Source organism: Duganella sp. (assembly GCF_039595735.1).
Classification (GTDB): domain Bacteria; phylum Pseudomonadota; class Gammaproteobacteria; order Burkholderiales; family Burkholderiaceae_D; genus Rugamonas.
This window is the reverse complement of record NZ_JBCNLB010000003.1, coordinates 361352-382103: the sequence shown is the minus strand read 5'-3', so window position 1 is coordinate 382103 and position 20752 is coordinate 361352. Positions and strand designations below refer to the sequence as shown.

17 protein-coding genes are annotated in these 20752 nt (G+C 65.1%); 11 read left to right on the top strand and 6 right to left on the bottom strand.

The annotated features are described in order from the left end of the window. From ABDW57_RS09135 to ABDW57_RS09120, 4 genes are all read left to right on the top strand, one after another. Positions 1–1344, top strand: a complete 1344-nt coding sequence (locus ABDW57_RS09135; RefSeq protein ID WP_343729893.1) for an alpha-L-fucosidase — start codon at positions 1–3, stop codon at positions 1342–1344. A gap of 94 nt (positions 1345–1438) precedes the next feature. Further along, positions 1439–3388 carry a glycoside hydrolase family 97 protein gene (locus ABDW57_RS09130; protein ID WP_343729892.1) on the top strand — a complete coding sequence of 650 codons (1950 nt, stop codon included), beginning with the start codon at positions 1439–1441 and terminating at the stop codon, positions 3386–3388. Between the two features lie 69 nt (positions 3389–3457). Beyond that, a complete protein-coding gene (locus tag ABDW57_RS09125) occupies positions 3458–5665 on the top strand; it encodes an OsmC domain/YcaO domain-containing protein (protein WP_343729891.1) in 2208 nt (735 codons plus the stop codon). A gap of 91 nt (positions 5666–5756) precedes the next feature. Further along, the gene (locus ABDW57_RS09120) at positions 5757–6206 is read left to right on the top strand and encodes a cache domain-containing protein (protein ID WP_343729890.1); all 450 of its coding nucleotides are present in this window, start codon (positions 5757–5759) and stop codon (positions 6204–6206) included. A gap of 53 nt (positions 6207–6259) precedes the next feature. On the opposite strand, the gene ABDW57_RS09115 is transcribed toward ABDW57_RS09120, so the two are convergent. Then, entirely contained in the window at positions 6260–7933 is a 1674-nt protein-coding gene (locus tag ABDW57_RS09115) for a sodium/solute symporter (RefSeq protein ID WP_343729889.1), read from the bottom strand. 212 nt (positions 7934–8145) lie between these two features. On the opposite strand from ABDW57_RS09115, the gene ABDW57_RS09110 reads away from it, so the two are divergent. The 5 genes from ABDW57_RS09110 (at position 8146) to ABDW57_RS09090 (ending at position 13706) form a co-directional block, all read left to right on the top strand. Beyond that, on the top strand, positions 8146–9540 hold the full coding sequence (locus ABDW57_RS09110) for an amino acid permease (protein ID WP_343729888.1): 1395 nt from the start codon (positions 8146–8148) through the stop codon (positions 9538–9540). A 3-nt stretch (positions 9541–9543) separates the two neighbouring features. After that, positions 9544–11733 carry an ATP-binding protein gene (locus ABDW57_RS09105; RefSeq protein WP_343729887.1) on the top strand — a complete coding sequence of 730 codons (2190 nt, stop codon included), beginning with the start codon at positions 9544–9546 and terminating at the stop codon, positions 11731–11733. 123 nt (positions 11734–11856) lie between these two features. After that, positions 11857–12306: an FKBP-type peptidyl-prolyl cis-trans isomerase gene (locus tag ABDW57_RS09100; RefSeq protein WP_343729886.1), complete on the top strand. Its 450-nt coding sequence runs from the start codon at positions 11857–11859 to the stop codon at positions 12304–12306. Position 12307: 1 nt separating this feature from the next. Next, positions 12308–12670, top strand: coding sequence for a cupin domain-containing protein (locus tag ABDW57_RS09095; protein WP_343729885.1), 363 nt, complete (start codon positions 12308–12310; stop codon positions 12668–12670). Between the two features lie 79 nt (positions 12671–12749). After that, positions 12750–13706, top strand: coding sequence for an AEC family transporter (locus tag ABDW57_RS09090; RefSeq protein ID WP_343729884.1), 957 nt, complete (start codon positions 12750–12752; stop codon positions 13704–13706). A 1-nt stretch (position 13707) separates the two neighbouring features. On the opposite strand, the gene ABDW57_RS09085 is transcribed toward ABDW57_RS09090, so the two are convergent. Genes ABDW57_RS09085 through ABDW57_RS09070 form a run of 4 tightly spaced genes read right to left on the bottom strand, consistent with a single transcriptional unit; the run spans position 13708 to position 16456 of the window. Further along, on the bottom strand, positions 13708–14949 hold the full coding sequence (locus ABDW57_RS09085) for an extracellular solute-binding protein (RefSeq protein WP_343729883.1): 1242 nt from the start codon (positions 14947–14949) through the stop codon (positions 13708–13710). A gap of 45 nt (positions 14950–14994) precedes the next feature. Beyond that, positions 14995–15189: a hypothetical protein gene (locus tag ABDW57_RS09080; RefSeq protein WP_343729882.1), complete on the bottom strand. Its 195-nt coding sequence runs from the start codon at positions 15187–15189 to the stop codon at positions 14995–14997. Continuing rightward, complete coding sequence (locus tag ABDW57_RS09075; protein WP_343729881.1) at positions 15186–16007, bottom strand: PaaX family transcriptional regulator C-terminal domain-containing protein; 822 nt, start codon at positions 16005–16007, stop codon at positions 15186–15188. Before ABDW57_RS09075 ends, ABDW57_RS09080 begins: the two co-directional genes overlap by 4 nt. Continuing rightward, positions 16004–16456 carry a hemerythrin domain-containing protein gene (locus tag ABDW57_RS09070; protein ID WP_343729880.1) on the bottom strand — a complete coding sequence of 151 codons (453 nt, stop codon included), beginning with the start codon at positions 16454–16456 and terminating at the stop codon, positions 16004–16006. Before ABDW57_RS09070 ends, ABDW57_RS09075 begins: the two co-directional genes overlap by 4 nt. Before the next feature lie 174 nt (positions 16457–16630). On the opposite strand from ABDW57_RS09070, the gene ABDW57_RS09065 reads away from it, so the two are divergent. Beyond that, a complete protein-coding gene (locus tag ABDW57_RS09065; protein WP_343729879.1) occupies positions 16631–17137 on the top strand; it encodes a hypothetical protein in 507 nt (168 codons plus the stop codon). A 5-nt stretch (positions 17138–17142) separates the two neighbouring features. On the opposite strand, the gene ABDW57_RS09060 is transcribed toward ABDW57_RS09065, so the two are convergent. After that, entirely contained in the window at positions 17143–18261 is a 1119-nt protein-coding gene (locus ABDW57_RS09060; protein ID WP_343729878.1) for a mechanosensitive ion channel family protein, read from the bottom strand. A 168-nt stretch (positions 18262–18429) separates the two neighbouring features. Here ABDW57_RS09060 and ABDW57_RS09055 point away from each other — a divergent pair, with 168 nt between their 5' ends. Beyond that, the gene (locus ABDW57_RS09055) at positions 18430–20751 is read left to right on the top strand and encodes a glycoside hydrolase family 31 protein (protein WP_343729877.1); all 2322 of its coding nucleotides are present in this window, start codon (positions 18430–18432) and stop codon (positions 20749–20751) included. Position 20752 lies beyond the last annotated feature (1 nt).

The window sequence follows — 20752 nt, the reverse complement described above, 5'->3', positions numbered from 1 at the left end:
TTGAGAATTGCCTGCACACCTTATGCGCGCCGCCTGCTGGCGGCGTTGGCCATGGTGATGGCCGGAATGGCCGGTGCCGCCGACCGGGAACGGGTCGATTGGTGGCGCGAGGCGCGCTTTGGCATGTTTGTGCACTGGGGCCTGTATGCGATTCCGGGACGCGGCGAGTGGGTGCAGTGGAACGAGCAGATTCCGGTCGATCAGTACGCCAAGCTGGCGCAGCAGTTCAATCCGAAAGGGTTTGACGCCAACGCCTGGGCCGAGCTGGCCAAATCGGCCGGCATGAAGTACATGGTGTTCACCGCGCGCCATCACGACGGCTTTGCCATGTTTGATGACGGCGGCAATCCCTTCACCAGCGTCAACACCGCCGCGCAGCGCGACTTCGTGGGCGAGTATGTGAAGGCCGCGCGCCAGGCCGGTCTTGGCGTCGGCTTGTATTACTCGCCGCTGGACTGGCGCTATCCCGGCTTCTTTTTCCCCGATCTGCAGCGCGCCAATGCGGAAAGCATGCGCGAGCAATATCACCGCCAGGTCAAGGCGCTGATGTCGAACTACGGCAAGATTGACGTGCTGTGGTTTGACGGCGGCGAAGCGGACTGGCTCAGCTTTGGCGGCGACTGGGCCGCGGTGGATGCCGGCGCCACCCTGATCAAGCGTCCGTGGGGCCAGCACTACAAAGGCGGCTTCAACTGGCAGCACCAGCAGGTGTATGACATGCTGCGGCGCCAGCAGCCCGACATCCTGATCAACGGCCGTGCCGACATGCAGGAAGATTTCCATTCGCGCGAAGGCGAGGGCGCGCTGGGCGCGTTCGACAACCGCAAGCCATGGGAACTGTGCAGCACCATTGCCGGCGCCTGGGGCTACCAGCCGGGCATGATGCCGCGCCCGCTCGACCACTACATCCGCCTGCTGGTCAATGTGGTGGGGCGCGACGGCAACCTGCTGCTCAACGTCGGCCCCGATCCGGATGGCCGCATCGATGCGGTGCAGGCGCAGCGCCTGCGCGAGATCGGCGGCTGGCTGGGCAAATACGGCAACAGCATTTACGCCACCCGCGGCGGGCCGTTCCTGCCGGGCGAGTATGGCGTCTCCACCCACCACGGCAAGACGATTTATGTGCACGTGCTGAAATGGCCGCAGGGCCAGCTGGTGTTGCCGGCCATCCCGGCCAGGGTGCTGCGCGCCACCGCGCTGACGGGCGGCACGGTGCAGTTGCAGCAGAGCGGCCAGGGCGTCACGCTGGGCCTGCCCGCCGCGCAGCGCGACGCCATCGACACCATCATCGCGCTGGAGCTGGACGGACCTGCCAGCGCCATCAGCACGCGCGCCGTGCCATGAACGGCCGGTGCGGCGCATGACGCTGGCCACCCAACTGCCGGGCACGGCGGTGGATGTGGTTGGCGTTAACCATAACAACCATTAGGAGATCAGATTGCTCATCCCTCACCTGGCCGGCCGACGCCGTCCCATCGCCCTTGCCGGGCTGTGCCTGCTGATGCTGGCGGGCCGCAGCCCGACGGCGCAAGCCGCCGCCGATGCCGTGCTCACTTCGCCTGACGGCCGCACCACCATCCGCATCGCTGCCGATGCCAGCCGCTACACGGTGGCGCGGCAAGGGGAGGTGGTGCTGCAAGATTCACCGCTGGGACTGGACCTGGAGGATGCGCCGCCGCTGGCCGGGCTGGTGATGGAACGGCGCCAGGACAGCAAGGTGGACCAGGTGATTCCACTGATCGCCACCAAGGCCGCCAGCGCGCGCGACCATTATCGGGGCGCCACGCTGACCTTCCGCGAACGCGGCGCCGCCCGCCGCCGCCTGCTGATCGATGTGCGCGCCTACGATGACGGCGTCGCCTTCCGCTACCGCATGGAGCAGGCCGGGCCGGTACGCCTGCGCGGCGAGCGCACCGCCTTTGTGCCGGCCGGCGATCCCTCCTGCCTGGTCGCGGTGGCCAATGGCGCGCACGAAACCGAGTTCACGCGTCAGCAATGGTCGCAGTTGCGCGAAGGCGTCGGTTACGATGTGCCGCTGGTGTGCGGCACCGCCTCCGGCCGCACCACCTACGCCATCACCCAGGCCGACCTGGGCGGCTACACCGGCGCCTCGCTATGGCGCGAGGGCAAGGCGCTGCGGGTCAGGCTGTCAGCCGTGCCCAAGCGCGCCGGGCCGGCGTATGTGTCGCAGGCCGGCCTCAGCACCGCCTGGCGGGTGGTGATGCTGGGCGACCGCAACGGCGACCTGATCGCGTCGCATCTGATCGGCAACCTGAACCGCCCGCCGCAGGGCGACTTCAGCTGGGTACGTCCCGGCAAGGCGGCCTGGGACTGGTGGTCCGGCCCGCTGGAAGGCATGCAGCCGACCATGGACAATTACCGCCGCTACATTGATTTTGCCGCCGCCTCCGGCTTCCCGTACTACCTGATCGATGCCAACTGGGCCTGGGGCTCGGGCGGCTGCTGCGCGGCGTTGCCGGGCACGGACATCACCCGCGCCGCCGACGGCGTCGACATGCCGGCGCTGGTGCGCTACGCCGCGAGCAAGGGCGTCGGCCTGCTGCTGTGGGCGCACTGGGAACATGTGGCGCAGCGCGTCGACCAGGTACTGGACACCTACGCGGCCTGGGGCATCAAGGGCGTCAAGGTCGACTTCATGGACCGCGACGATCAGGACATGGTGGCGTTCTACCGCCAGCTGGCCGAGGCCACCGCCAAACGCCATATGCTGCTCGACCTGCACGCGGCCTATGTGCCGGACGGCCTGCAGCGCAGCTATCCCAACTTCATCACGCAAGAGGGCGTGCTGGGCGCGGAATGGAACAAGCTGGACAAGCGCGTGACGCCGCAGCACAACCTGACGCTGCCATACACGCGCATGCTGGCCGGGCCGATCGACTATACGCCGGGCGGCTTCCGCAACGGCACCCCGGCCAGTTACAGCGTGCGCGCAGTGCTGCCGCTCACCCAGAGCACGCGCGGCCAGGCGCTGGCCATGTACGTGGTGTACGACAGCCCGTTGCAGATGGTGTCCGATGATCCGGACGCCTACCGCGACGCCGACGGCTTTGACTTCATCCGCCGCGTGCCGACGGCCTGGGACGAAACCCGCTTCCTGGCCGGCGAGCCGGGCCGCGACATCCTGCTGGCGCGGCGCCAGGGCAGCAGCTGGTATCTGGGCGCCATGACGGCGGCCGAACAGCCGGGCGCCATCCAGGTGCCGCTGCGTTTCCTGCCGGCCGGGCGCTACCGCGCCACGCTGTGGGAAGACGGCGACCAGCCCAACGCCCTGCGGCGCAGCGAGCGCGAAGTCGGCCCCGGCGATGTGCTGTCGCTGCACATGGGCACGGCCGGCGGCGCGGCGGTGCTGCTGGAACCGCTGCGGTGACATGCCGGTCAAAGGGTTGGAACTGTGTTAAACTTCTAACCCTTTGATTTTTAAGGCAATACACCTCTCATGGAAATTAAGGTCAACTTCCTCGATAAACTCCGTCTCGAAGCCAAATTCGATGACTTCACGGTGATTGCCGACCAGCCGATCCGCTACAAGGGCGATGGCTCGGCGCCGGGCCCGTTCGATTACTTCCTGGCTTCGTCGGCCCTGTGCGCGGCATACTTCGTCAAGCTGTACTGCAACACGCGCAACATTCCGACCGAGAACATCCGCCTGTCGCAGAACAATATCGTCGACCCGGAAAACCGCTACAAGCAGATCTTCAAGATCCAGGTCGAGCTGCCGGAAGACATTTCCGAGAAAGACCGCCAGGGCATCCTGCGCTCGATCGACCGCTGCACCGTGAAAAAAGTGGTGCAGGAGGGGCCGGACTTCATCATTGAAGAAGTGGCCAACCTGGACGCCGACGCGCAAGCCCTGCTGACCGTCAAGCCGCAGGCCGACAGCAGCACCTACATCCTGGGCAAGGACCTGCCGCTGGAGCAGACCATTGCCAACATGTCCGGCCTGCTGGCGGAGCTGGGCATCAAGATTGAAATCGCGTCGTGGCGCAATATCGTGCCGAACGTGTGGTCGCTGCACATCCGCGACGCCCATTCGCCAATGTGCTTCACCAACGGCAAGGGCGCGACCAAGGAAAGCGCGCTGGCCTCGGCGCTTGGCGAGTACATCGAGCGCATCAGCAACAACCACTTCTACGCCGGCGCCTACTGGGGCGAGGACATCGCCAACGCCGACTTTGTCCACTATCCGGACGAGAAATGGTTCAAGCCGGCGGCAAAAGACAAGCTGCCGGCCGGCCTGCTGGACGATTACACCCTGGCCATCTACAACGCCGACGGCGAGCTGCGCGGCAAGCATCTGATCGACACCAACTCCGGCAACGTCAAGCGCGGCATCTGCGCGCTGCCGTTCACGCGCCAGTCGGATGGCGAGACGGTGTACATCCCGTCCAACCTGATCGAGAACCTGTACGCCAGCAACGGCATGAGCGCCGGCAACACGCTGGCGGAAGCGCAGGTGCAATGCCTGTCGGAGATTTTCGAACGCGCCGTCAAGCGCGAAATCCTGGAAGGCGAGATCGCGCTGCCGGACGTGCCGCAAGAGGTGCTGGCCCAGTATCCCGGCATCGTGGCCGGCATCAAAGGCCTGGAAGAGCAGGGCTTCCCGGTGCTGGTGAAAGACGCTTCGCTGGGCGGTCAATACCCGGTGATGTGCGTGACGCTGATGAACCCGCGCACCGGCGGCGTGTTTGCCTCGTTTGGCGCCCATCCAAGCCTGGAAGTGGCGCTGGAGCGCAGCCTGACCGAGCTGATGCAGGGGCGCAGCTTTGAGGGCCTGAACGATCTGCCGCGCCCGACCTTCGCCAGCGAAGCCGTGACCGAGCCGTACAACTTCGTCGAGCACTTCATCGATTCCAGCGGCGTGGTGTCGTGGCGCTTCTTCAGCGCCAGGGCCGACTATGAATTTGTCGAGTGGGACTTCACCAGCGAGGGCGACGCCGCCAACGCCGAGGAGGCCGCCACGCTGCTGGGCATCCTGGCCGACATGGGCAAGGAAGTCTACACCGCGGTGTACGACCAGCTGGGCGCGACCGCCTGCCGCATCCTGGTGCCGGGCTATTCGGAAGTCTATCCGGTGGAAGACCTGATCTGGGACAACACCAACAAGTCGCTGCTGTTCCGCGAAGATGTGCTGAACCTGCACCGCCTGAACGACAAGCAGCTGGCCGCGCTGCTGGACCGTCTGGAAAACAACGAACTGGACGAGTACGGCGACATCGCCACCCTGATCGGCATCGAGTTCGACGAAAACACCGAATGGGGCCAGCTCACCGTGCTGGAACTGAAGCTGCTGATCAATCTGGCCTTGCAGCAGTTCGAGGAAGCGCACGAGCTGGTGGGCGCCTTCCTGCAATACAACGACAACACCGTCGAGCGCGGCCTGTTCTACCAGGCCCTGAACGTGGTGCTGGAAGTGGTGCTGGATGAGGAGCTGGAACTGGACGATTATGTGCACAACTTCCGCCGCATGTTTGGCGACGCCCGCATGGACGCGGTGCTGGGCGCGGTGGACGGCAGCGTGCGCTTCCACGGCCTGACCCCGACCAGCATGCGGCTGGAAGGCCTGGAGCGCCACCAGCGCCTGCTGGACAGCTACCGCAAGCTGCACGCCGCCCGCGCCCGCCGGGCCGCACAGCGGCAAGGCTGAGCCGCCGTCGCGCAACACGGTCCGGGCCGGCTATTGAGCGCGGTGCGATTTTGCTCTAAGGTAGGGTTGCATACTGCCCAAGGAGGATGACATGAAATACATCGCTGGAATCGTTTGCGCACTGGCGCTGGCCGCGCCGCTGGTGCAGGCGGCGGATGACACCGCCGTCGCCGTGGCCATGGTCGACAAGGGCGCCGCCTACCTGAAAAAGCATGGCAAGGACGCCCTGATCAAGGAAGTCAACGCCAAAAATCCGGAGTTTGTGAATCCCCAGACCTATCTGACGGTGCGCGCGCTGGACGGCACGCAGCTGGCCCATCCCACCAATCCGCGCCTGGTCGGCAAAAACGCCGTGCCGCTGCCGGATGCCGACGGGAAATTGTTCAGGAAGGAAATTATTGACCGCGCCCAGACGGAGGGCAAGGGCTGGGTGGATTATCGCTACAACAATCCGCAGACCGGCGAGATTGAAAAGAAGAGCACGTATTTCGTCAAGCACGGCGACGTGATCCTGGAAGCCGGGATCTACAAGGGCAAATAGCCGCCATCCTGCAGGGCCGGCCGTCCAGCGGCCGGCCCTGCGATCTCAAACGCTTACCACCACAGCGCGTACACGGCCACCAGCACGGCCACGATCACTGCGGTGCCGAAGGCGAAGCCGCGGTCGACACGGAACAGCGAAGTGTCGATCTCCAGGCCCTTGCTGTCGGCGCCGCGTTGCGGCGACAGTTTGCTGATCAGCACCATGCCGGCCACCACCACGAAGAACACGATGAACATGCGGTCGAGGAAGGGGATTTCCGGCACGCCGGCGGCGTTCGCCTTGGCAAAGCCGATCGGCACCAGGAAGGACAGGTCCATCATGGTCGGCAGGAACTTCAGGATGATCGAACCGATCAGGCCGCCCACGGTGGCAAACATGGCCGCGCCGGAGGTGGTCTGTTTCCAGAAGAAGCCCATCAGGAACATGGCCAGGATGCCTGGCGACACGAAGCCGGTGTATTCCTGGATGTACTGGAAGCCGCCTTGCTTGTCGATGCCCAGCAGCGGGGCGATCAGCACCGCCAGCAGCATGGCCGCCACCACGGTCAGGCGGCCGATCCACACCATGCGCTGCTCGCTGGCTTCACGGTTGAACAGCTTCTTGTAGATGTCCAGCGTGAAGATGGTGGCGATGGAGTTGGCCTTGCCGGCCAGCGAGGCCACCACAGCCGCGGTCAGGGCGGCAAACGCCACGCCTTTCAGGCCCGACGGCAGCAGACCCAGCAGGATAGGGTAGGCGCGGTCCGGATTCAGCTCGCCGCCCTGGCGCATGGCGTCGCCCAGCACGCCGGCACGGTCCAGCGCAAACGCGGCAATACCTGGCAGCACCACGATCACCGGCATCAGCAGCTTGAGGAAGGCCGCAAACAGCAGGCCCTTGCGTGCGGTCGGCAGGTCGGCGCCCAGCGCGCGCTGGGTGATGTACTGGTTGCAGCCCCAGTAGTTCAGGTTGACGATCCACATGCCGCCCAGCAGGATGGACAGGCCCGGCAGGTCCATATAGTTCGGGTTGTCGCGCTTGAGCACCATGTCGAAGTGGTCGCGGGTGCTGGCGTACAGCTCGGTCAGACCGCGCATGGCGCCGTGACCCTGGGCCAGGGCAGCCACCATGTCCAGCGCCAGCCAGGTGGTGACCAGGCCGCCGACCACCAGGCAGGTCACCTGTACCACGTCGGTATAACCGATCACCTTCATGCCGCCCAGCGTGATGATGGCGGCAAACACGGCCAGGAACAGCATGCACGGCAGCAGGGCAATGCCCGACAGGCTGCTGATCGCCAGCGCGCCCAGGTACAGGATGGAGGTCAGGTTGACCACCACGTACAGGCCCAGCCAGAACAGCGCCATGGTGGTGGCCACCGCCTTGCCGTAGCGCTGCTCCAGGAATTGCGGCATCGTGTAAATGTGGTGTTTTAGATACACTGGCATGAAAAACACGGCCACGATGACCAGCGTGGCGGCCGCCATCAGCTCGTACACGGCAATCGCCATGCCGATGCGGTAGCCGGAGCCGCTCATGCCGATGAACTGCTCGGCGGAGATGTTGGACGCGATCAGGGAGGCGCCAATCGCCCACCAGGTCAGCGAACCTTCAGCCAGGAAGTAGTCGTGCGAGGCCAGGCCGGACGTGCTCTGGCGGCGCTTGTACACCCACAGGCCGTAGCCGGCCACGAGGACGAAATACACCAGGAAAACAATGGAATCGAGAGTCGAAAAAGCGGTCATGAATAGCTCACAGTAAAGAACCCGGCTCGCATTATTGCCCAAGAGCGGGCCCGGCAGCGTACTTGCAGAAGAATTATTGTGCAGGTTGGTGAAATTCATAATTGCCGGCGGCACGCCAGGACGCCGCCACTTTCCGGCCAACACCGGCGACTTGTGTCATACTGCCGCGCTTCAACAAGATGGTGCAGTTTTAACAAGCAATGGAGGCAGCAGTGAGTATTTTCAGAACCAAGGATTTCGACGCCATGCGCGCGGCCAGCGCCACGCCGGGCGGTTTGCGCAAGGTCCTTGGCCCCGTCGACCTGGTCCTGATGGGGATCGGCGCGATTGTCGGCACCGGCATCTTTGTCCTGACCGGCAGCGGCGCCACCACCGCCGGCCCGGCGCTGGCGCTGTCCTTCGTGGTGGCGGCGTTCGCCTGCGGCTTTGCCGCGCTGTGCTATGCCGAATTTGCTTCCATACTGCCAGTAGCTGGCGGTATCTATACTTATAGTTACGCCATTCTTGGTGAAATCGTCGCCTGGATGATCGGCTGGGACCTGATTCTTGAATACGGCCTGGTGACCTCGGCGGTGTCGGTCGGCTGGTCGGGCTATTTCCAGTCGCTGCTGGGCGGCTTTGGCCTGCACATCCCGCTGGCGCTGTCGGCCGCGCCCGGCGCGATTCCCGGCGTGACCACCTTCTTCAACCTGCCGGCCTTCGTCATCATGATGGTGCTGACGGTGATGCTGTCGCTGGGCGTGCGCGAGTCGGCCCGCATCAACAACATCATGGTGGTGGTCAAGATCGGCGTGGTGCTGCTGTTTATCCTGGTGGGCGCGCGCCATGTGGCGCCGGCCAACTGGCATCCCTTCATGCCGTATGGCGTGAATGGCGTGATGAGCGCGGCCGCGCTGGTGTTCTTTGCCTTCATCGGCTTCGACGCGGTGACCACCGCCGCCGAAGAGGTGAAAAATCCTAAGCGCGACCTGCCGATCGGGATCATCGGCTCGCTGGCGGTGTGCACCGTGCTGTACGTAATCGTCACCGGCATCATGACCGGCATCGTGCCGTTCACCCAGTTCAAGGGCGTCGACCACCCGGTCTCGCTGGCGCTGCAGTTTGCCGGTGAAAACTGGTTTGCCGGTTTTGTCGACCTCGGCGCCATCCTTGGCATGAGCACCGTGATCCTGGTGATGGCCTTTGGCCAGAGCCGCGTGCTGTACGCCATGTCGCGCGACGGCCTGCTGCCGCCCAGGCTGTCGGCGCTGAACGGCGCCGGCACGCCGATCGTGGCCACCTGGCTGGTCGGCCTGGTGTTTGGCCTGCTGGGCGCGCTGGTGCCGCTGCAGGTGCTGGGCGAGCTGGCCAATATCGGCACGCTGGCCGCGTTCTGCCTGGTGTCGGTGGCGGTGATCGTGCTGCGCAAGCAGCGTCCCGACCTGCCGCGCGCCTTCCGCTGCCCGGGCGTGCCGCTGATCCCGGCATTGGCCATCCTGTTCTGCGGCGCGCTGATGGTGTTCCTCAGCGCCGTGACCTGGATCGCCTTCCTGATCTGGCTGGCGATCGGCCTGGTGGTGTATTTCACCTATGCCCGCCACCGCTCGGCGCTGAACCAGGCGCGCTGACCGGTGTTGAAGGACCGCCTGCCGCTGGGCGCCTGGGGCGCCGCCCTGTACCGCCGCGCGCAAGCGCGGGCGCAGGGCCAGCACGACCTGCAGGGCTGGCGCAGCCGGCTGCTGGAGGGGCTGTGCGCGGTGGCATTCTGGCTCGGTCTGCTGGCGGTGCTGCCCAGCATGTGGGGCAGCGTGCGCCAGGGGCACTGGCCGCTGGCGCTGGCCGACGTGGCCGCGCTGGCCGGCACCGCCGTGCTGCACTACCGGCGCGACCTGGCCTACCGCTGGCGCGCCGGCGCGCTGCTGGCGATCGCTTACCTGATCGCGGTGGTGCTGCTGTTTTCGCTGGGGCCGCTGTCACAGATATACCTGCTGGCGGTGCCGGTGCTGTGCACCGTGCTGATCGGCGCCACCGCCGCCATGCTGGCGCTGCTGTGGTGCGGCGCCACGCTGTTCCTGGCCGGCTACCTGGGCGGCATCGAACCGGGCATGGCGGTGATGACGCTCAGCCCGCTGGCGCACTGGGCCATCCTGAGCCTGAATTTCCTGCTGGTGTCGGCGGTGCTGAGCGTGTCCTGCACCTATCTGCTGCATGGCCTGGCCGGGGCGCTGGTGCGCGAGCGCGCCATCCACGCGCGCAACGCCGAATCGCTGGCGGCGCGCCGCGCGGCCGAAGTGTCCAACCAATTGAAGAGCGACTTCCTGGCCATGATCAGCCACGAGGTGCGCACTCCGCTGGGCGGGGTGATCGGCATGCTGCGTTCGGCCCTGAAGGATAGCGGGCTGGCGCCCAACACCCACGACAAGCTGCGCCTGAGCCTGAGCAATGCCGAGGTGCTGCTGCAGATCATCAACGACATCCTCGACTTCTCGCGCCTGGAGGCCGGCAAGATGCCGCTGGAAACGCTGGACTTTGACCTGGCCACCCTGCTGCACGACGTGGTCGACCTGCTGGCCGACCGCGCCGAAGCCAAGGGCATCTCGCTGATCGCCGAACTGGACCCGGCCTTGCCGGCCTGGTGGCGCGGCGATCCGACCCGGCTGCGGCAGGTGGTAGTCAACCTGGTTGGCAACGGCATCAAGTTCACCGAGCGCGGCGAAGTGCGGGTCAGCGTCAGCGAGCAGGCCGGGCAGGGCATCCTGCTGAGCGTGCGCGACAGCGGCATCGGCATCGAGGCCGACGCGCTGGGGCGGTTGTTCCAGAAGTTCGAACAGGCCGACGCCGCCACCGCGCGCAAATACGGCGGCACCGGGCTGGGCCTGGCCATCTGCAAGAACATCGTGGCGGCCATGGGCGGCCACATTGAGGCCAGCAGCCAGCCTGGCGTGGGCAGCGTGTTCCGCGTGCACCTGCCGCTGGCGCGCGGCACGCCGGCACCGCAACGCCCGCCTGAACCGCTGCGGCCGCATGCGGCGCGGCTGGCCGTGCTGTGCGCGGAAGATGGCAGCACCAACCAGATCATCCTGCGTGAGCTGCTGGGCGAGATGGGCCATCTGATCACCATCGTCGAGGATGGCGTGGCGGCGCTGGAAGAACTGGCCGCGCGCGACTACGACCTGGTCATCCTCGACGGCCGCATGCCGCGCATGGACGGCCTGGCCGCGCTGCAGCGCCTGCGCGCCGGCCTGGATGGCGTGCGCGACGCCGCCTTGCCGGTGATTGCGCTGACCGCCAACGCCACCGCCGACGACCGCCAGCGTTTCCTGGCGGCCGGCGCCAGCGGTTTCCTGGCCAAGCCCATCGACGAGCACGATCTGCACGCCGAAATTGCGCGCCAGCTGGCCGCCTTGCAGGCCCGGGGCCGCACGCTGATCGGCGAGCAGCGCGCGGCGGCGCAACCGCGGCCGGCGCTGGCGGAGCTGGACGCCATGTTTGGCGTGGCGCCGCCGTCGGCGGCCGGGGTGCCGGCGCCGCAAGCCAATGACAAGCTGTACCGCGCCATGCGCGCCACCTTCCTGGCCGAGGGACCGCGCCTGCTGGACGTGGCGCAGCAGGGACTGGCGGCCGGTGATGCCACGGCGGTGGCGCTGGCCGCGCACAGCCTGATGGGGGCGGCCGCCTATCTGGGCGTCGACAGCCTGCACACGCGCTGCGCCCGCATTGAAAAACTGGCCGACGCCGGCCAGCTGGAGGCGGTGGCGCCGCAGCTGACGGCGCTGCGCCAGGAGCTGCGGCAGGCGCTGGAGGGCCTGCAGCTTACCTGAGGAACTGCACCAGCCGGGGCAGCTGCTGGCAAGCGGGCTGGCGCCCGGCGCGGACCGCAGTCAGGTATCGACAAACCGTGTGGTTTCGCCTATATTCAGGACCCCATTGACGTTGAGACCGCTATGAAACGACTGCTTTCCACCTGTGTTATCGGCCTGAGCCTGACTTTTGCGTTGACCGGCTGCGAGCGCGCCAAGGCGCCGGCTGCCGCTTCCGCCTCGGCTGCCGCCGCGGTGCCATTCCAGAAAATCGATACCGTCACCGGCGAGGGCAGGGAAGCCGTGGCCGGCGCCACCGCAGTGGTGAACTACACCGGCTGGCTGTACGAGCCGAATTCGCCGCAGCAGCACGGCGCGCAGTTCGATTCGTCCAACGGCCGCGGCCCGTTCAGCTTCGCGCTGGGCGCGGGGCAGGTGATTCCCGGCTGGGATGAAGGCGTCAAAGGCATGAAAGTGGGCGGCAAGCGCACGCTGATCGTGCCGGCCGCCATGGGCTACGGCGAAAGCGGCGCCGGCCCGATCCCGCCCAATGCCACCCTGATCTTCGACGTCGAACTGCTGGACGTGCGCTGAAATGCAGCCCGCCATCACCACATTCCGCCTGCAATCGCCTGAGCCGGAGTTTGATCATCCGCGCGCGGAGCGGCGCCTGGTGGGGAATCCGCAGCGCACCACGTGGAATCACTTTACCAGTGCCAGCGGCGAAGTCAGCGCCGGCATCTGGGCCTGCGAGCGCGGCAGCTGGCGCATCGCCTTCGGGCCGCACAAGGATGAGTATTTCTATGTGCTTGAAGGCCGCTGCCGTGTGATTGACGCAGACGGTCACGCCGCCGAGGCCGGCCCCGGCGACGCCATGGTGATCCCCGCTAACTTCAAGGGCGTGTTTGAAGTGGTCGAACCAGTCAGGAAACATTACGTCATTGTCGACCGCCCATAGCGTGCGGCGGAAAGGCGGCGGCTGGCAGACCAGGGCCAGGTGTGGCAATATGTTCACCCTTTGCTTAAACGGGTAAGACATGCTGGACATCCTCGCCATCACCGGGCCGATTTATCTTGTGGTTCTTGCGGGCTATCTCGCCACCCGCATGGGCCTGTTCGCCCGCGCCGACATGCAGGTGTTTGGCAAGTTTGTCCTTAACCTGGCCTTGCCGGCGCTGATCTTCAACGCGCTGGCGCAACGCCGCATCGGCGAGATCCTGCATCCGGGCTATTTGCTGTCCTACCTGGCTGGCTCCCTGCTGATGCTGGCGCTGGCCTATACGGCGGGCCGCCGGCTGGGCGGCTTGAACCGCACCCGCAGCACTTTCCTGGCGATGGGCGTGTCCTGCTCCAACAGCAGCTTTATCGGTTTTCCGATCCTGATGCTGACGGTGGCGCCGGTGGCCGGCGTGGCGCTCGGACTGAATGTCATCGTCGAGAATCTGGTGATGCTGCCGATATTGCTGGCCATGGCGGAAAGCGCGCGCGCCGGCGGCAGTGGCGGCACCTGGCATCAAACCCTTAAACAATCGGTGCGCCGCCTGTCGCGCAATCCGCTGGTGCTGGCGGTGATGGCGGGGCTGGTGGTGAGCCTGGCGGAACTGAAGCTGCCGCAGCCCGTGGTGCGTACCGTGAACCTGTTTGCGCAGGCCAGCGGCAGTGTGTCGCTGTTCGCGATCGGCGGCACGCTGTATGGCTTGCCGCTGGCCAGCGGCTGGCAGCGGGTGCTGCCGCTGGTGGCGGCAAAGCTGATCGGCCATCCGCTGGCGGTGCTGCTGGTGGCGTCGCTGCTGCCGCTGCTGGGCGTGATGCCGATGACGCCGGATCTGCGGGCGGCGGCGCTGCTGATGGCGGCCATGCCGATGTTGAGCATCTATCCCATCCTGGCGCTGGCTTACGGCGAAGCCGACCGCAGCGCCGCCGCTTTGTTGATCTGCATGGTGATCTCGTTCTTCACGCTGAGCGCCTGGATGTGGATCGTGCACCCAGTCTAGATCACAGCGGTTCCTTGCGGCGCGCCTGCTCGATGTAACGGATCACCTGTTCAGCGTCGTGCGGCGCTTTCAGGAACTGGCGGAAGCCCTCGTACACCGGCGTCACCAGCTCCGCCCTGGCGTCGCGGTCAAAGAAGTAGGTCAGGCCGGCGGCATTGGCGACCGTGGCGGCGGTGGTTTCCGCCAGCAGGACGTTGTGGGACGAAGCTCCGGTCCTGGCGGGCAGTGTTTGATCGGCATCGGCAATCCTGCGCAGCGCGTCGCTCTCGGCCAGGTAGGTCAGGAAGCGCTTGCGCGCCTTGGGGTTGGCGCCATTGGCCGGCAGGACCAGCACATCCAGCGGCGCTTCCTCATACAGGGGCATTGCCGGCGTCAGCGCAGGAAAGGCAAAGAAGCCCATGTCGGCGGCCATGGACTGCGGGAAGCGCGCGGCGGCAAAGCTCCCCATCAGCATCATGCCGACGTGGTTGCGGTACAGGTAGGGCAGCACGCGGTCCCATTCCTGCTCGATGGTGGCGTCCAGGAAGTAGCCCTTGCGCAGCAGCTCGCCCCAGGTATCGAACACCTGCCGCACTCGCGCGTCGCTGAAGCGCGCCTCGCCGCTGAGCAGCTTGTGGTGGAAGTCCAGGCCATTGAGGCGCAGGTTGAGGTAGTCGAACCAGCCGGCCGCCGGCCACACGCTTTTTGCGCCCAGCCCCAGCGGCGTCACGCCTGCTGCTTTCAGCTGTTCGCACACCTGCAGGAATTCGGTCCAGGTGACCGGAGGGCGCACGCCGACCCGCTCGAACAGCGATTTGCGGTAGATGAAACCCCAGGTGTAGTAATACAGCGGAAAACCGTATACCTCGCCGTCGATGCGCGTGCCTTCAATCGCGTTGGTGACGAACTTCTGCTTCCTGAGCAGCGCCACCATGTCGGCATCCAGCGGTGCAAGCAGTTTATTTCTGGCGGCGTCGCGCAGACGCTCGCCGGCATACCAGAACGCCACGTCGGCGGGATTGTTCTGGAGGCGGGCGCCGAAGTCCCGCTTGTACTGTTCCTGCGGATAGCCGTGGTGCGAAATCTGGATGTCCGGGTTGGCGGCGGCAAACTGGTTGATGATGCCGATCCAGGCGCTGCGCTGCGGGGTGTTGGACACCACGTAATCGATTACCAGTCTCTCTGCGGTGCAAATACCGGGCACTGCCAGGGTGGCGCACAGCAGGCTTTTCGCCAGACCGGATCGAAAAAGAGAGGCAAGCATGCATACAGTGTGTCCGTGACGACCATGTATGTCAACTTGATATTCTCAGCCGCGTGGCTTTGAATGGAAATCGGCGTCGCCGGCCTGTTTCGGCACCGATGCGGCGCCAAACAGCGCGGCCACCATCGGGTCGCGGCGGATCTCCGGTTTTCTGGTGCGGGTAGGGTAGGTGATGTCGTCGATGATCCGGTGGATGCGGGCGCCTTGGCGGTTGGTGGTGACGCTGAGGGTGGGCTTCATGCTTGGTTTTTCGTAATGGTGTGGCGCCGCGCCTGCGTGGCGCAGCCGTTGTAGAGGGCGACGTAGGTTTGCTGGGCTGCGCTGGCCGGCCAGGTCTCCGGCAACAGCTCGCGCGGCAGCAGCGGATCGCTGCGGCGGCAGTGCTGGTAGGCGTGGCTGACCAGCATCCGCACCACGTAAGCCTGTTCGTCATTGAAGGCGCCGCGCTGACCCAGCATCTGGCGCAGCGGCAGGAAGCGCTGCTGGAACTGCTGGTACATGGCGGCAGGCGTTTCCAGATCGTTGCCGACGTCCGGCTGCCGCGCGGCCGCCGCCAGCTGGCTGCCGCTGACGTCAAACCGGGCCAGGTCCAGGACTTCGTGCTGTGCGAGGTAGGAGGCCGGGCGTGCCAGCAGATTGGGCGCCAGCAGGCAGTATTCCTGCTCCAGTAAGTGCTTGCGCGCGCTGGCGAAACGCGCCGCGCTGATGTCGCCGGTGTTTACCACCATTGACCATTTCTCGTCGAAGCTGCGCACGGCCGGCTGGCTGAGACGATGGCGCGCCTCCAGCACCGCGCTTGCCGCCTCCGGCGTCAGTCTGCACGCGCTGCGGCGGCCATGGCGTTGTATGGAAATGATGTTGTGCCTGGCGAGGCGGAACAGGGCGGTGCGGATGGTGCGTTCCTGGAAGCCGAGTGGCTCGATCAATTCAATCACGCTGCCCAGCCACAGTGTGTTTTGGCCGAAGGCCAGGGCCTCGCCAAACATCAGTTTGAGCAGGGTGCTCAGACGCGGCCTGGCCTGGCGCAGGCAGGCGCTGATATACAGCCCGGTGGTCATGCCGCGTCAACGTGGTACAGATTGTCCATGACCGCGATGATGGCGTCGGCCTGCTTCGCCAGCAGGAAATCGGCCTGGGGATGCAGCAGGCGTTCTTCTTTCAGGTGATGCTGGCGCGTCAGCGCGCGCAGATTGCCGGAATGTTCATGGAAGGCGTCGTAGTCCTGGCGCGCGATGGCGCGCTGTAACTGCGCCACCATGATGCGCATTTGCCGGTGTTCTTCCCGCATCACCACCGAGGAGCCGTAGCCATTGCCCAGCGCGTGATCGAGGCGTGGGAACAGCACCCGCTCTTCCTTGTCCAGGTGGCATTCGAACATCTCGTGGAAAATACGGAAGTTCCTGCGGGCTGCGTCCCAGTTACGCAGGTTGACATCCGATTCGGCCACCGCATACTGCTCGTCGCAGCGGCGGTGATCCTGATCGAGATAAGCCGAAATCTTGTACATCTTGTTTGTCCTTGATGAAAGCCATGCGCATTGTCCCACCCGTCCATGGACAAAAACTTTGATTCAGATCAAGGATTTGAAAAGTCACGATTAGAAATTTTAACTGTGCAGTGGCGCACAATCAGCGTGCGGCGGGCGCTCTACAATGCGCAAAATAATTCCGTGGAGCCGACCATGAAACACCTGATGCTGGCCTTTGGCGTTGTGCATGCGATGATCGCCTTGCTGTTCACCGCAGGCGCTTTGTTCCTGATTGTGCTGGGCGCGCAGCTGGGATGGCACGCCGCGCATGCCGACAGCGGCCTGGCCGCCGCGCAGGAAGTGATCGAGGCGATCGGCATCCTGGCCGCCGCTGTGGTGGCGCTGCAGATCGCCGAGACCATCATCGAGGAGGAGGTGGTGCGCGATGCCGATATCAGCGCGCCCACCCGCGTGCGCCGCTTCCTGTCGCGCTTTTTCGTGGTGGTTGTGGTGGCGCTGGCGATCGAAGGCCTGGTGGCCACCTTCCGCGCCGTGCATGACGATGCCAGCGAGCTGCTGTACGTGGCGGCGCTGGTGGCCGGCGTCGGCGTCCTGCTGGCGGCATGGGGCGTGTTCGTTTACCTTAACCGCTCGGCCGAGGAGCTGGAGCCCGCCGCCATGGAAGAAGCCCAGGCGGAGGACGAAAAGCTCAAGCCCTGATGCCCTTAGTGCGGGCGCGCCTGCTGGCGCCGGTCCGGCATCATCTCGTTGGCGGCCTGCGCGCCTTGTTCAAACTGCAGGCGGCGCGTCGGCGCGCTGGCGTCGACACCCAGTTCGCTGAATACCTCCAGGGCGCCCAGCAGCACCGCTTGCTGGGCATTCATGTAGTTCAGGTAGGAGGAGTTCAGCACATAGAACACCAGCTCGAACTCCAGCGCATCCTGGCTGACCGATTTCAGGTGCACACGGTCGGCGCGCACGTCCGGCTGGCGGCTGATCACGCCCATCAGCGCTTCCGGCACCTTGGCCGCCAGCGCCGCCGGCGTAGAGGGATTGATACGCAGCGAGAACTGCACGCGGCGGTTCTGCATGCGCTTGTAGTTGCGCACCACGTTCTTCAGCAGCTCCGAATTGCCGATCACGATTTGCTCGCCAAAGTCGGAGCGGATGCGGGTGGTTTTCAGCCCCACATGTTCCACCGTGCCTGACACGTTGGTGATGGCGATGGCGTCACCCACCTCAAACGGCTTGTCGACAGCAATCGACAACGAGGCAAACAGGTCGCCCAGCACATTCTGCACCGCCAGCGCCACCGCGATACCGCCGATGCCCAGGCTGGCCACCAGCGCGGACACGTTGATGCCAAGGTTGGACAGCGCCGCCAGCAGGAATATGACCCACAAGGTGGTTTTCAGCGCCCACACCATCAGGGTATTGGCGACGGTGGTGGGGGAATCCGGCGTTTCGGCATGGTTGCGAAAGTAGCGGCGCGCCCCCAGGGTGGCCGCACGGTCGAGATACAGCACCAGCTGCAGCCCCAGCACGATGAACCACAGGTGGCCGAGCCGGTCCTCCCACAGCGGCGTCAGTTCCAGCGTCTTGAGGCCGACCAGCAGCGAGATCGCCAGCACCGCCAGCATGCTGGTGCGGTTGAGCGTTTCCTTCATCAGCTGGACCATGGGGCGGTCCGAGCGGCCGGCTTCGTCGTGGCGGCACAGGCGCTTGCGCAGCAGCCGCAGGAAGGCGTAGATCGCCACAAAGGTGATGACGGTGGCGCCGGCCGCCAGCAGCAGCTCTTCACCGTCGACATTGGAAAATGGCGCGAGATAGCGTTGGATATTCAAACCGCTCTCCTGTCAGATAGGCTAAAGTGCTCCATGCTAGGCTGGCGGGGCGGCGGGTTCTGTTCGTTGCATCACTCTTTTCATAGCCGGACTTGGTGATTTTCGTAATTGATATTTCGAAAATGAAGACGCACAATGCGGTGCACAACTCCACTATAAGAGAGGATTATGAGACTGCTCGCCCCTACGCCGGTATTTACCGCGCTCGCATCGATTTTTGCATTTTCCGCTTCCGCATTTGCCGCCCCGATCGCCACCCTGGACCGCGACGGCGCTTTCGTATCGATAGAGGCCTATGGCCCTAACGTGGTGCACGTCACCATTGCCGTTGACAAGGCCGAGGTGCTGAAAGGCCCGGGCTACGGCATCCTGCCCAAGAACAGCGACAACAGCGCCTTCCGTCACACCGGCGGCAACCGCCAGACCGACGTGTTCACGTCCTCCGCCATGACGGTGCGGGTCAATCCGGCGCCGCCGCCATCGGTTCCTACCCAGGGCCAGAAATACTTCGCGCCGTCGCTGGCGCCGGTCGGCCTGCAGGTGCTGAACGCCAAGGGCGAGCAGATCGTCAGCATGAATGGCTGGGAGATGTCGCCGCAAACCGTCAACACCGAAAAGACCTTCCAGGTCGGCGCCTCGTTCTCGGTGGCGCGCGATGAGCATTACTACGGCATGGGCCAGAACCAGGAATCGCTCGGCCAGCTGGACCTGCGCGGCCGCGTCCTCGATTGCAAACACTGGTACGATGCGCCGGCCGGCGAAAGCGTCTGCGTGCCGTTCATGGTGTCCTCCAAGGGTTATGGCATCGTCTGGGACAACCCGTCCGTCACCCGCTTCGTGGCCGGCGTGAATGGCCGCACCTCGTTCCAGTCGAATGTGGGCGAGCGCGTGAGCTTCTTCATCATCACCGGTTCGACCCCGGAAGAGATCTACTCGGGCTACGCCCGCGTGACCGGCAAGACCCCTATCCCGCCGAAGTCCGCCTTCGGCCTGATTCAGTCGAAAGCCCGCTACGACAGCCAGCAGGAACTGATGCGCGTGGCGAAGACCTACCGCGAGAAGAAGTATCCGCTGGACGTGATGGTGCTGGACTGGTTCTACTGGACCCGCATGGGCCAGATGGACATCGATCCAGCGCAGTTCCCGGACCCGAAAGGCATGAACAAGCAGTTGCACGACATGGGCATGGAGTCGATCATCTCGATCTGGCCGCGCTATGAAACTTCGGGCCGCTACTTCAATGAGCTGGATGCCAAGGGCTATCTGCTGAAGGACAAGGATGGCAAGACCGTCGATGGCCTGCCGTTCCGCTCCGACCGCACCGGCGGCCTGATCGACCCGACCAATCCGGCCGCGCGCAAGTGGTTCTGGGAGAAGGCGCGCGACAACATCCTGTCGCAGGGCTTCGACTATCCGTGGCTGGACGAGACCGAGCCGGATCTGGTGCCGAGCGGCTTCTTCTACTCGATCGGCTCGGGCGACCGCTATCACAACCTGTTCCCGCTGCTGCACGTGGAAGGCGTGGCCGAGAACATGCGCGCCTGGAAGCCGAACAAGCGCGTGCTGATTCTTTCGCGCGCCGCCTATCTGGGCTCGCAGCGTACCGGCGCCTTGTTCTGGTCCTCGGATATTCATCCGACCTGGGAAGCGCTGGCGCGCCAGGTGCCGACTGGCCTGAACATGACCGCATCCGGCATCGCCTACTGGGGCAATGACATCGGCGGCTGGCAGAATCTGCCGCGCGAGTCGTCGGCCGTCAAACCGCCGCTGCTCGATCCATCCGATGCACGCGATGTGGTGGGCAATTACCATGACTATCCGGAATTGCTGACGCGCTGGTTCCAGTACGGCACCTTCATGCCGACGCTGCGCCTGCACGGCGAACGCAAGGCGGCCGAGATCTGGGCCTTCGGCAAACAGGCGGAGGCGGTGATGGCGCGCTTCGACACGCTGCGCTATCAGCTGATCCCTTACATCTACTCGCAAGCCAAGTTCACCCACGATACCGGCGCGCCGTTCATGCGTCCGTTGTGGATGGACTTTGCCAACGATCCGAACGTGGCCAACATCGGCACCCAGTACATGTTCGGCCCGGCCTTCCTGGTGGCGCCGGTAACGGAGCAGGGCCAGACCGAGAAGGATGTGTACCTGCCGGCCGGCGCCGACTGGTATAACTTCTGGACCAACGAGAAGCTGTCCGGCGGCCGCTGGGTCAAAGTGGCCGCGCCGATCGACCAGATTCCGGTGTTCGTCAAAGCAGGATCGATCGTGCCGATCGGCGCCGAAGTGCAGTCCACCGCCACCAAACAGGCGATCGCCGGCATCAACGTCTACCCGGGCAAGAACGGCGAGTTCCGCCTGTATGACGACGATGGCGTGAGCTATGACTACGAGAAGGGCAAGTCGACCGTCACCGTCCTGAAATGGGACGACGCGGCCGGCAAGCTGAGTGGCGGCGGTTCCGCCAAGGTCACGGTGATCGGCAAGTAAG

Coding starts and splice junctions, on each gene's coding strand:
- ABDW57_RS09115 (WP_343729889.1), bottom strand. CDS start 7,933: ATGACCGCTTTTTCGACTCTCGATTCCATTGTTTTCCTGGTGTATTTC.
- ABDW57_RS09065 (WP_343729879.1), top strand. CDS start 16,631: ATGAAACACCTGATGCTGGCCTTTGGCGTTGTGCATGCGATGATCGCC.
- ABDW57_RS09125 (WP_343729891.1), top strand. CDS start 3,458: ATGGAAATTAAGGTCAACTTCCTCGATAAACTCCGTCTCGAAGCCAAA.
- ABDW57_RS09085 (WP_343729883.1), bottom strand. CDS start 14,949: ATGCTTGCCTCTCTTTTTCGATCCGGTCTGGCGAAAAGCCTGCTGTGC.
- ABDW57_RS09095 (WP_343729885.1), top strand. CDS start 12,308: ATGCAGCCCGCCATCACCACATTCCGCCTGCAATCGCCTGAGCCGGAG.
- ABDW57_RS09055 (WP_343729877.1), top strand. CDS start 18,430: ATGAGACTGCTCGCCCCTACGCCGGTATTTACCGCGCTCGCATCGATT.
- ABDW57_RS09120 (WP_343729890.1), top strand. CDS start 5,757: ATGAAATACATCGCTGGAATCGTTTGCGCACTGGCGCTGGCCGCGCCG.
- ABDW57_RS09070 (WP_343729880.1), bottom strand. CDS start 16,456: ATGTACAAGATTTCGGCTTATCTCGATCAGGATCACCGCCGCTGCGAC.
- ABDW57_RS09075 (WP_343729881.1), bottom strand. CDS start 16,007: ATGACCACCGGGCTGTATATCAGCGCCTGCCTGCGCCAGGCCAGGCCG.
- ABDW57_RS09090 (WP_343729884.1), top strand. CDS start 12,750: ATGCTGGACATCCTCGCCATCACCGGGCCGATTTATCTTGTGGTTCTT.
- ABDW57_RS09080 (WP_343729882.1), bottom strand. CDS start 15,189: ATGAAGCCCACCCTCAGCGTCACCACCAACCGCCAAGGCGCCCGCATC.
- ABDW57_RS09100 (WP_343729886.1), top strand. CDS start 11,857: ATGAAACGACTGCTTTCCACCTGTGTTATCGGCCTGAGCCTGACTTTT.